The 12,121-nt window shown below is 41.8% G+C and carries 6 protein-coding genes; 2 read left to right on the top strand and 4 right to left on the bottom strand.

All coding sequences use genetic code 11. From position 1 onward, the window contains the following. Positions 1-141: 141 nt before the first annotated feature. Together E4663_RS16320 and E4663_RS16315 are read right to left on the bottom strand one after the other, a co-directional pair. Positions 142-846 carry a CpsD/CapB family tyrosine-protein kinase gene (locus E4663_RS16320; protein WP_135328405.1) on the bottom strand — a complete coding sequence of 235 codons (705 nt, stop codon included), beginning with the start codon at positions 844-846 and terminating at the stop codon, positions 142-144. Then, positions 836-1,594, bottom strand: coding sequence for a YveK family protein (locus E4663_RS16315; RefSeq protein WP_135328404.1), 759 nt, complete (start codon positions 1,592-1,594; stop codon positions 836-838). Before E4663_RS16315 ends, E4663_RS16320 begins: the two co-directional genes overlap by 11 nt. Positions 1,595-1,926: 332 nt before the next feature. Here E4663_RS16315 and E4663_RS16310 point away from each other — a divergent pair, with 332 nt between their 5' ends. Together E4663_RS16310 and E4663_RS16305 are read left to right on the top strand one after the other, a co-directional pair. After that, positions 1,927-3,900 (top strand): InlB B-repeat-containing protein, encoded by a 1,974-nt coding sequence (locus tag E4663_RS16310; protein ID WP_135328403.1) that lies wholly within the window; start codon positions 1,927-1,929, stop codon positions 3,898-3,900. A gap of 350 nt (positions 3,901-4,250) precedes the next feature. Continuing rightward, the gene (locus E4663_RS16305) at positions 4,251-5,210 is read left to right on the top strand and encodes an L-lactate dehydrogenase (protein ID WP_135328402.1); all 960 of its coding nucleotides are present in this window, start codon (positions 4,251-4,253) and stop codon (positions 5,208-5,210) included. A 353-nt stretch (positions 5,211-5,563) separates the two neighbouring features. On the opposite strand, the gene E4663_RS16300 is transcribed toward E4663_RS16305, so the two are convergent. Continuing rightward, entirely contained in the window at positions 5,564-7,210 is a 1,647-nt protein-coding gene (locus E4663_RS16300; protein ID WP_158290522.1) for a S8 family peptidase, read from the bottom strand. Between the two features lie 292 nt (positions 7,211-7,502). Continuing rightward, the gene (locus E4663_RS16295) at positions 7,503-11,855 is read right to left on the bottom strand and encodes a S8 family serine peptidase (RefSeq protein WP_135328400.1); all 4,353 of its coding nucleotides are present in this window, start codon (positions 11,853-11,855) and stop codon (positions 7,503-7,505) included. Positions 11,856-12,121 lie beyond the last annotated feature (266 nt).

Genomic DNA, 12,121 nt, shown 5'->3' with positions numbered 1-12,121 from the left:
TAGGAAATAATAGCTAGGGAAGGCAATTCAACTGCTATCAATAATTTATTGGTGTTATAGAGTTTTGATAAAGGAGTGGTAGTACAGAAGTATATTGGTATGATTGGGATTCACTAGATCTATTCTAATGAATCCCTTAAATCATTGGTTACCGTAATATTTGTAATAGTCATTCGTTTTTATTTCTCTGTCATTCAAAACGGCACCGAGAATATTAGCATTCGATTGAGTTAATAGTTCTTTTGCCTTAACAACGGCATCATTCTCTGTTTGTTTACTTCTAACCACCAAAAGAGTACCATCAACTTCAGATGAGAGCACCTGCGAGTCAGTCACTGCAAGTACTGGAGGTGAATCAAAAATTACCATATCATAAATTTGATTTGATTCTTTGATAAAGCGTGACATTGCTTTAGAGCCTAACAATTCGGATGGGTTTGGCGGAACTGGACCACTACTAACAAGATCCAAGTTATTCACTGAAGATTGCTGAACAATCGTTTTCAGATGCTGGCTACTTGATAAATAGCTGCTCAGCCCCATAGTGTTATCTAAACGAAAAGTATAATGAATGGTCGGTTTTCGCAAATCTGCATCTACCAAAAGAACTTTTTTCCCCTGTTGAGCGAACACCACTGCAAGATTTGCAGTCGTTAGCGATTTCCCTTCTGAAGGTCCCGCAGAAGTTACCATCATAGAACTTAAGGTTTCATCGACAGATGCGAACTGCAAATTAGTCCGAATGGTTCGGTACTGCTCAGCTATTGGCGATTTTGGGTTGTCACTGGCAATTAATATCCTCGGTTGTGACTGAATTGCAGCTTTTTTCTTACGTTTAAGAACCAAGAGATTCCCTCCTTATATCATTACGTCTGGCCCCTTTGCTATTCATGTATGCCAATTCAACTTCTTCTTTGCTATACGTAGACACAACGCCCATCACTGGAAGTCCTGTTGCATTTTCAATATCCTGTTCAGACTTGACAGTGTTATCAAAGTAATCAATTAACAGCGCAAGAGCGATGCCTACCATTAATCCAACTAAAATTGCAACTGAGATATTAAGAACGAGATTTGGACTTACAGGAGACGGATCTGCTGTGAGAACAGCAGGAGAAAGAATGCGTACGTTGTCTGCATTCATCAATGTTGAGATTTCATCTTGGAAAATCTCAACAGTTGTATTAGCGATTTGCACAGCTTTTGAAGGGTCAGCATCAATTACGGTTACGTCCACTACCTGTGATTGACCAGAATTGACAACCGAGATTTGATCTGATAGTTCTGCGGTAGATGTGTTTAATTCTAACTCTTCAATGACACGATCTAATATAGCTGGACTTTTAATAATCACATTATATGTATTAATAAGTTCCACGTTCGTCCTTATGTCATTGATATCATACGCAGCAGATTGCTGCTGATTGGATGATTGATTAACTATAAACTGTGTCGAGGACTGATACATAGGTGTCAACACAAAAAATGTCACCAACCCGCTTATTAAGGCCGCGCCCAAAGCAAGGGAGATGATCATGACCACCCGTTTCTTCAACACCTCGAAAACCTCTTGAAGTGATATGGTTTCTTCCATATTTGGATTTCCCTCTCTTTCCTGTCGATTTTTAATAGAGTCAGTCACATTATAGCATATGGCTACATTGTGAACATAGGTTTTCTTAACTTTAACAAAGTTTAACACGATTCCACAAAAAATCAATAGATAGCCCTGATTATTTCAACCTAAGTGTCTTGATTAATCTTCCGCTATAACACTTCACTCTTAACCACTTTAGAAACTACTATTATACAATATCATCGTTGAATTTTTATATTTCTTTAAATAATAGTAAACTACCTAACCATATTATTACTCGAAACATGTATAATAGAGTCATTAAGTAATGGAGGGAAGGTGTGTGTTGAATGAATAAATTATACGTCCTAATAGCTACACTAGGACTCGCAGCCATCTCTGCCACAATATTCTTTTCAATGAATAACGTCAAGGCAGATACTGTAGATGAAGTGTACGAAGATGCAAAAAAGGCATTCGAACAAAAGGATTACCAAGAAAGCATTAAATTATATGAACGAGTACTAGAAATGGAAGCGACCTATCCAGAGGCTCGTTTTGAGCTGGCTCAATCCTACATAGCGATCTCAAAGCGAGAGAATGCCATTAAGTTATTAAAAGAAGGAATCAATGTTCTCCCAAAGGTGTCTTCTCACTATTTGCTATTATCAGACATGTACATAGAAGAAAATCAACCAGCAGAAGCATTAGATACATTGGAAAGAGGAGAACAGTTTAATACGGATGGGGATTTCGAGAGAAAAAAGGATGATATATATAGTAAAGTCCATATTAACCTCAAACAACCCTTGGTCCAAAAAGGATACAATAGGGAGTTGTCTCTTATCTGGGAGAATGAAGAAGGGGATCAAATCAAATTGAACGGAAACTGGCGAATTGAAGATACTGATATTGGTACCCTTAGTGAATCAGAAACGGCTAATACTTGGTTGTTTTCTGCTACTAAAATCGGAACAACCGATATTACTGTACAGCGCGATTCATTCTCTAAAACTATTGAAATCGAAGTAGCGAATCAAGTGCTAAACGAGGTCATCTTTACGCCGAAGAAACTTGAGCCCCTCTCTGCTGGTGAATCGGTTACTTTAACTTATGTAGGTAAAGATGCATCTGGTAGAGAGATGGACGTTTCGCCAGAGTGGACAACAGAAGAAGGCTTAGTGGAAATCACTCCTTCTTCAACAGAGAACAAAGTTACATTAGATGCTCAGGAAGAAGGTATCGATACTCTGTTGTTCGTCTACCAGGGACTAGAGAAACAACTCAAGGTAAAAATACAAGGTCAAGAAAACATCATTGAGACGAGCGCTCAAGGGAATGGGACTGCTACCGTATTCCCAAAGAAAGATTCATATGAAACTGGAGAAAAAGTTACTTTTGAAGCAGTAGCTGATGATGGCTGGGAATTCGTGCGTTGGGAAGGTGACGTTGACATCAACGAGACGGACGACTCGATCAACAGTACTGTAGAAGGGTCCATGACAGTTACAGCAGTCTTTCAACCACTTACTTATGATTTGAACTTGTCTGTTCGCGGAGAAGGACGGATTGTACGCGACTCACTTGCAACCAGCTATGACAAAGGATCGAATGTATCCCTACGCGCACGTGCTGATGAAGGATGGCGATTTGTACGTTGGGAAGGATCTTACTCAGATTCAGAAACCGACATCCGATTAACTATGGACGCAGACAAATCCATCACGGCAATATTTGAACCCATCGAAGAAGTGGAAGATGAGGACTCTACAACAGAAACAGAACCATTCAAATACCGTTTATACCTAAGTAAAAACGGTAAAGGTAGTATCCAAAAAAGCAAATCAGGCAGTTCTTTTGAATCAGGTACGTCTATTAATATGTCAGCCATTCCGTCAGATGGTTGGATATTCAAAAAATGGAGCACTGGCAGCACATCAAGAAATATAACCATAACAATGAACGGAAACCGCTCATTGTCCGCTACTTTCGAGAAAAAGCCTGAGCCTGAACCAGAGCCTGAACCAGAGCCTGAACCAAAGCCTGAACCAAAGCCTGAACCAAAGCCTGAACCAAAGCCTGAACCAAAGCCTGAACCGAATCCTGTTACCTATTCCCTTTCCACTTCTGTCGTAGGAAAAGGAAGTGTACAAGTTTCTTCTTCTAGTGCAAAATCGGGGGACTCAATTTCAGTTCAAGCCGTTCCCTCACAAGGGTGGAAATTTACTGGATGGCATGGCGCAATTAATGGCGGTGCATCATCATCGGTTGTAATGGACCGGAATAAAAGTATTACTGCTGTATTTGAAGAGATAAACGAATAATAAGTATTTTATACTATGAGAAGGGAGCACATAATACGTGCTCTCTTTTTTTAAAGTTAATTGTATTTACATGTGTAATAAAGAAAACACCATATGCAACGTACTATAGACGAAGGCCAGCTTCATGTTTGTAGTATATAAGTTCCCGGAATGAACGTAGTTGTTTTCAACAAAATCTATAATTTATAAGTTTTCCACCGCTGTCCCCCCTTTGATATCACACTAGTTCTATAAATTACCATTAGATTGTGAAGTAATTCACAATCTAAATATTGACTTCCAGATCTGTAGAGTTCATAATATAATTGTGAAGTAATTCACAATTTATTCAGATTATTGGAGGGATTGTCATGACGAAGAAAAATGCTAATCGAGTAGCACTTATTGGTGCCGGTGCTGTTGGTAGCAGCTATGCATTTGCGATGTTGAACCAGTCTATTGCAGAAGAATTTGTTATCATCGACTTGAATGAAGATAAAGCGATGGGCGACGCGATGGATTTGAACCATGGTAAAGTCTTTGCTCCGAATCCTACAAAGACATGGTATGGACAGTATGAGGATTGCCGAGATGCGGATATCGTGGTAATCAGTGCCGGTGCGAACCAGAAACCTGGCGAAACGCGATTGGATCTTGTGCAGAAGAACTTGAAGATTTTCCACAGCATCGTTACAAAAGTGATGGATAATGGATTCAACGGTATTTTCTTAGTTGCGACAAACCCTGTTGATATATTAACTTATGCCACTTGGAAATTCAGTGGGCTCCCTAAAGAACGTGTTATCGGTAGTGGTACCATCCTTGATTCTGGACGCTTCCGCTTCTTATTAGGAGAGTACTTCGATGTCGCTCCAGGTAATATTCATGCCAACATCATCGGTGAGCATGGCGACACGGAGCTTCCCGTTTGGAGTCATGCGACGGTTGGAGGAGTGCCAGTGATGGATATGGTAGACAGAAATCCCGTGTATAGCCGGGAGGACTTGGATGAGATTTTCACTAACGTTAGGGATGCAGCTTATCACATTATTGAGAAGAAAGGTGCAACGTATTATGGTATTGCGATGGGATTGGCTAGGATTACAAGGGCTATTCTTCATAATGAAAACAGCATCTTAACGGTGAGCGCTTATTTGAATGGTGAGTATGGAGCTGATGATGTGTATATCGGTGTTCCCGCCGTGATAAACCGTCAGGGAATCCGTAATGTGGTGGAAGTTCGTTTGGATGACACGGAACAAGGGCAGTTTGATCATAGTGCGGGTGTGTTAAAAGATATTTTGAAAGATAATTTTAGTGTGATGCAATAATGGAGTTGGGGGGGACAGGGCATCTGTCCCTCTTTTTTCTGTGACGTTTCGTTAGTGTAGGGTTCTGTTTTCGTCAGATAGAAGGCGCCTCACTTACATATTGAATGAGATTAAAGGCAATTTTGGCAGATAGAAGGTCTATATCGGACATTTTGCAATTAATCACCCTGACTTTTGTCACTGAGAGAGGGGATATTTGACCTTTCAAGAATAGATAGCCACCAATTCGTCACTTATAAGTCTGGCCTAGCACTTTGTCCCTTCTTCGCTTCCCTATAAAACATCAAAAAACGGGTGACTCTATAGTAGAGTCACCCGTTTGATTACGCAGCTGGGACAAGGTGCCTGTCCCCTTATCTCAATTCAGGATCAACTGTTTTAGATAGGATGGTAGAGAATTCAGCTCTTGTAATCGGATCTTCCGGTTTGAATTCTTCTCCTCCTCGATATCCTGTTAATATTTCCTCTTTTGCTAACGACTGAATCGCTTCTGAGTAATAACGGGAATCTATGACGTCTTTGAAATCCTGCCCTTCTGATTTCTCAACATCAAATGCACGGTAGATGATCAAGGCTACATCACCTCGTGTAATGGACTCATTCGGTCGGAATGTACCGTCTGGGTATCCTGTCAGGATTCCTTCGTCTTCAGCGGAATCTATGAATCCCGAGCCATAGTTCCACGCATGAACGTCTTCGAAATTTGCACCTCTCTTCTTCCCGTCCAAATCAAGAGAACGTCCTACAAGCGTTACAACTTCCTGTCTTGTAATCTCTTTCTCTGGGCGGAAAGTATCGTCCGGGTAACCCGTAATCCATTCTTTCTCGCTCAGGTCATTAACGAAATCCAAGTACCAATCACTGTATGTTATATCTGTGAAATAACTTGTCGGGGAGTGGACAAGTCCGTCTCCGTAACTGTCATCTCGTCCCTCTTTACCAAGGTCCTCAGCTTGTTCGATCAACAACCCTTTGATTTCTTCATCAGTATATTCAGGATAAAGTTCCTGATAAAGGGCAAGTGCACCTGCTACATATGGGGAGGACATCGATGTTCCGCTCAAATATGTATAAGCGCTACTGTTTTCCCCGATGTATGTACTGTAGATTTGGTCTCCTGGGGCAACAAAATCCAAAGACTCTCCTTGGTAAGAGTAACTCGCCTTCTTTTTTTCCTCCGTCACCGCTCCGACACTGATGACATTGTCATACCTTCCTGGGAACATGACGTCATCTGTCAGTTGACCGTCACCTGTTCGATCGTTTCCAGAAGCCGCCACGATGAAAACCCCTGCATCGTGAGCTTTGTCGACCATAGTCTTTAGCGTTTTCGAAGGATACGGGGACGTCAGGCTTAAGTTGATGATGTCTACGTCATGATCGATCGCCCACTCTATTCCGGCTATGACATCCGTTTGGTTTCCTATTCCATCCGCATCAAGAGACTTAACAGCGTACAACTGAGCCGCAGGTGCTACTCCGACAGTTCCGATTCCGTTGTCTTGAGCATTAATGATACCAGCCACATGGGTTCCATGGCCATTGTCATCTTCATATGACTTTCCATCCTCAACGAAGTTGACGCCTCCAGCTATATTCAAGTCTGGGTGGTCCTGATGGATACCGGTATCAATAACAGCTACCTTCACACCATCCCCACTCAAAGAAAGCGAGTTCGATGTTGTTACTCCTGTTGCTTCATACCCCCAACTCTTTTTTTGTTGGGTCGCGTTCACTTTTCGATCTTTTTCCACCCACGCAACCTTAGGGGTGTTTCTCAACTCATTTATGTAGGAAGTATCCATGTTCACAGAAATTGCATTAATATTGTCATATGTATGTATTAATTGATGAGGCTTTCCTTCAAGAACGGTAAGGTCTATTGAATTTTCAAAACCAATCATCATTCGCTCTTCCTTCTCACCTGCAAAAGTGGCTAGTGGAAAGCTGACCACCGCAAGTAGGACGATAATGATAAAATGTCCGGTGTACTTCTTCACTGACTTCATCTCCTAAAGTATTGAATTTTACTGTGCATTCTTTAACGAACACTTCTGTTGTATTCTCTTTTAACATGCCCGTTAAACCCTTTAATAGAAAAACACTCTTATGAAACCACTTCTTCTTATTAACTACATTTCCAATTATAGTAATCCATCATCACTAAGTAAATAGATTTGTCGGTTCTTAGACTTTATCTGACTAGAATAGTTAACAGTATAAAAAAGAACTGAGGTCGGAATACATCCGACCTCAGCTTAATTGTTTCTTATTCAAGATTAGAATTTAATCTTATTTGAAACGGTCATCCTCTGCACGAACTAGGAACATCGCGAACTCTGAACGAGTCGTTTTGTTATTCGGCTTGAACGTACCATCCGGATATCCGATGGTAACCTTGTTCGCAGCCAGAGTATTGATATACTCTTGCGCCCAGTGGTCTAGTGGCACATCTTTGAATCGATCGTCTTGGCCTCCAGTAAGGTCGTAAGCTTCGACCACAATCTTAGCCATTTCGGAACGTTTCAAGTTGTCCTTCGAACCGAATGTGCCATCAGGAGAACCATTCATGATACCGGCTTCCTTGATTGCTGCAATCTCTTCGTACATGTAGTCACCTTTCTTCACGTCTTTAAATCCTGGATCTTTAGGATTGTCCGTGTCAAGGTCCAAGGCACGTACGATCATCGCAGCCGCATCAGCACGTTTGATCTTATCGTTGATTCCGAAGTCTCCGTTCGGATAACCGTTGATGACACCAGCGACATTTAATTTCTCAATCGCTTCTTTGCCCCAAAAATTATTGGAGACGTCATCAAAGTCTTTCGGTGCTTCCTCAGAACGGTAGATCGTGATCATTTTCTTCGTAACATTTCCACCAAAGTCGACGAGCTCGATCTCGAAAGTATTGCGTCCGTCTTTCAATTTGACGGTATGCTCATACGTCTTATCGATGTTTCTCATCTTGAATGGCTCTTTGAATACATGCTTGTATGCTTCATCGCCATTAACGAACAAGCGAAGGTCATCAAAGTTGTCCATCATAGAGAAGTCGAGTGTCGCTTCCGCTTTATCCGTTACATGAGGTCCTTCAACGGAAAGCTCAGGCCCTGTTGAATCTACCATGAACTTACGTTTGAAGGAAATCTCATTTCCTTGATCATCAACAGCATAGAACTCGATCTGTTTCACGCCATCTTTCTTGAACTTAAGCGTCTCTGAGAAGTTGTAACGTTTGTTTGCTTCATCCCAGTTCAGCTTCGCTTCTTTTCCATCAATTGTAAGTTTTTCTACATTCGAGTCATCTTGAACGTAACCTAGTACTTCTACTTCTTTTTCATTGGTTACCGTCAACGCTTCAGGAGTCAGCGCTGTAATAGCAGGAATCGTATCGTCTTCGCCTTGGAAAGCAGAAGCCGTTACAGCATTTCCAGCATAGTCATGCGCAACAACTTTCACATTCTTGACACCGTCCAGTTTATCGAACTTGTAAGAATCAGCGTCAGGCCCTAGAGGCTTGTCCAGAACACTGTCTCCGTTCACTACAATATCGAAGTGAGATAATCCCACACCAGAATCGATTGCATCCCATTCTACTTCGCCTTTATCAGCATTGTAGGATACTTCCAGCTCAGGTGTTTTCGTATCGACTTGGACAGGAATTGTCTTAGACTGCCATTCGGCATCTGGATAGTCGATGACGGATTTGATTTCATAGAAATATTGCCCGTCTTCTACTACTTCTCCGTCCACTTTACCATCCCATGATGCTTGAACGTATGCGTCACTTGCTGGTGCTGCTCCAGAATCATAGTAATTCTTACGCACTTCATCCATTGTGTAGATTGTACGTAGTTCATTACCGTCTTTATCCAACACATTGAATTCTACTTCCTTCGCATTACGAAGTAAGGACATGTTAGGGAATGTTTCATCGTATGATTCGTCTCCATTAGGAGAGAAAGCGATATGATCTTCTTCCCCTTCAAGCAGTGCCTCTTCACCTAGGAATGGATCGACACCAAGAATCTGACCGCTCAAAGTTAATAGAGCTGTTTGGCCATAGAATGACGTGTTTGTATCTTCATAAATCGTTCCATCTACGACAGGAGCATCGTCCCAATCGCCGTGGAATCCGACATATGGCACATTCAGTGCAGGGTTGGTATCATTCGGATCTGTGAACGTTACGAACCCTTCCACGAAGTGACCATTTTCGAATACTTCTTCTAGAGGAACATTGTACGCCCACTCAACTGTATTAGACAGGTCGATAGAAACTTCAACATCTACCTTGGAGTTCGCTGGCACAATCACTTGATAGTCATCCTTCACTTTAGAACCGTTAGTTGAAGTGACTTCTATCGGAAATTCGCCCGTAAAAGGTGCCTCTTCTGATATTGTTCCAGCTTTATAGATTCCTTGTGCTTCTCCTTGAATAGCAACCGGTAGGCCGTCATCCGGAGAGAAAGCCAAGTCTGTCTGAACCGTACCGTCTACGTTATAAACGGCACTTTCGTCACTTACGTTCTCAAGCGTCACAGTAAACGATTCTTTGTCTCCCATTTCTTTCAGAGCGACTTTACCTACGCCTGTTTCATTATCCGTTGCGATAACTGGTGTATCCATCGCTGCGTGTAAATCCATCAGTCCAGCTCCCGCTCTACGAGGAGAGTAAGGAAGACCAAACTTGAGACCGTCATTGTAGGTACCCTTGTCCATTTGAAGAGCAGATGTGTTCATCATAATATTCTTCGCGACTTGAACACGTTCTGAACCAGTCACTCCAAACTCTTCGTCAACACGTTGTAGAACGAGGGCAGAACCACCTGCGACGTGCGGAGCCGCCATAGATGTACCACTCATCAATCCGTACTCGTCATCTTGTAATGTGGAAAGGATGTTTCCACCTGGTGCTGTAATTTCAGGTTTGAAATTCAAGTTCGGCGTCACTCCCCATGAAGTGAAGCTGGACATTTTTCCGCTCTCAGGGTTTTTAGATTTCACTTCGTTACCCTGGAACGCAATTTCAACCTTTTTATCAGCTTGAATATCTTCCATCAGCTTAGTTCCTGGTTGTTCTAGAACGAATAGCTGTGGAATTTTAACGTCTGAAGTCGAAGCCATACTCACATAACCATCACGATTGTTGAAAATAATGACGCCAATTGCACCGCGTTCTTGAGCATTCAACGTTTTTGCAACGAAAGGTGCTTCTCCACGCTGGATCAGTGCAATCTTTCCATCAACGTCTACCCCTTCGAAGTCGTTTGCGTCTGGATTATCAGGTGAGTCACCAGGCACTCGACCAAGACCAGCATAAACGACTTCATTGTATCCTTCTAGTGTAGTTGGTGAGACATCACTTGCTGATAAGAATGCGACAGGGTCTCCCATTTCTCCATCGATCTTCGTATCAAAAGCACTTAGCATCAAGTATTCATTCTCAAGTGATGCCACTTGCAAAGATTCAGGTGTCAAACCTGGTGCGCCTACGACACCAGTATCCGGGTTAGAGGCAAGAGGATTCGCCCAGCCTTCACCTAATTTCGCAGAGTTACCAGCGGAAATGGCCATCATGACGCCATTATCTACCGCATTGGCAATTGCTTGTTGTTCTGGGTCATTCTCATTAACGAAGCTAGCCGTAGAGCCAAGACTCATGTTGATGACGTCCGCTCCAAGCTGAATCGCATCATCAAGAGCTTTGATATAGATGTCTCCATAAGTCGATGGCATTTCAGGATCGTTACCGAAAACCTTCATCCCGAGGATTTGAGCTTCCGGTGCCACACCTTTAATTCCACCGTTGTCCTCGTCCCCGTTCGCTCCAACAGTACCTGATACGTGCATACCGTGTTCACTAGCATCCGGGCCAAGGTCTAGGACAGTATCGTTTTCATCCGCATAGTTAAAGCCATACGGAACTTTTTCTGTGAAATACTTACCGCCTAAATCGTTAACTTTGATATACTCGTTAACTTCCTCTTTCGTTAGTTCAGGTTCCGTCTCATCACTCAAGATCATATCTCTATGATCCGGATCGATGCCGGTATCGATTACCGCGACAGTCATCCCTTCCCCTTTATAGCCATAGTCCTGCCAAGTTTGCTGGGCATTGACCAGCTCTTTACTATAGCGCATCTCAGGTTTTTCTGTCGGACGCTCATATTCATTTGTAATATGTACTTTTCCGACGTTTGATAGATTTTCGATCGCTTTAATGGATTTGTAAGGTATAGTACCGCTGAATCCATTAAAAATCGTTGTGAAGTTTTCTTCATAATCCATTGAAATCGCTGTATCTTCTATGGATTCCTTTACTTTCTCTTGAGCATCTAATGCCGCTGTACGGAGTTTCTTTTTGTTAGATTCAGATAGTTCGTTGTAGCTTTTTCCTAAGCTTTGTGCAGAATAAATAGTCGGTTTGTCTTCCAATTCGACAATGACTCGAACTTTATCGTTCGGAGCATATGTTTTTTCGTTCTCGCCCTTTTGAATGTCACCTTTTGTCACCTTGACGGCTTGCTTAGGTTCTGAATCCTGGACTTTTTTGTCGCTGATTGTACCTACTGCTGCAAACGCCGAGTTTGAAAAGGCTAAAAGAAAAATAAACATCAGGATTAAGGTCTTCTTAAAGTTCAAACTTTTTTCCTCCTCTTTTCTTCTTAGAAAAACTACGAATCTACAATTTCCACTCCTTTCCACTAGTCTCTAATCAATTTTATTCATATTTTTCTCATAATTCAATCATTTCGACATTCTTTTCAAAAAAATATGTACATAGATTGATATTTTCACAGAAAGATGACTCATTATGAATAAATATTTTTCCTATGAATCGGGTAGCTTTCAGCACTTATTTGATTTATTCCAGGTGCAAGGAACTATTCTGATTGTCACCTCATTCT

This window comes from Halobacillus salinus, from assembly GCF_004684905.1.
Classification (GTDB): Bacteria; Bacillota; Bacilli; order Bacillales; family Halobacillaceae; genus Halobacillus; species Halobacillus salinus.
The sequence above is the reverse complement of the archived record's forward strand: the minus strand, read 5'-3'. Positions and strand labels throughout refer to the sequence as shown.

Bases quoted from the DNA above. Each gene is read 5' to 3' on its own strand.
- E4663_RS16305 (WP_135328402.1), top strand. From the start codon at position 4,251: ATGACGAAGAAAAATGCTAATCGAGTAGCACTTATTGGTGCCGGTGCT.
- E4663_RS16310 (WP_135328403.1), top strand. From the start codon at position 1,927: ATGAATAAATTATACGTCCTAATAGCTACACTAGGACTCGCAGCCATC.
- E4663_RS16315 (WP_135328404.1), bottom strand. From the start codon at position 1,594: ATGGAAGAAACCATATCACTTCAAGAGGTTTTCGAGGTGTTGAAGAAA.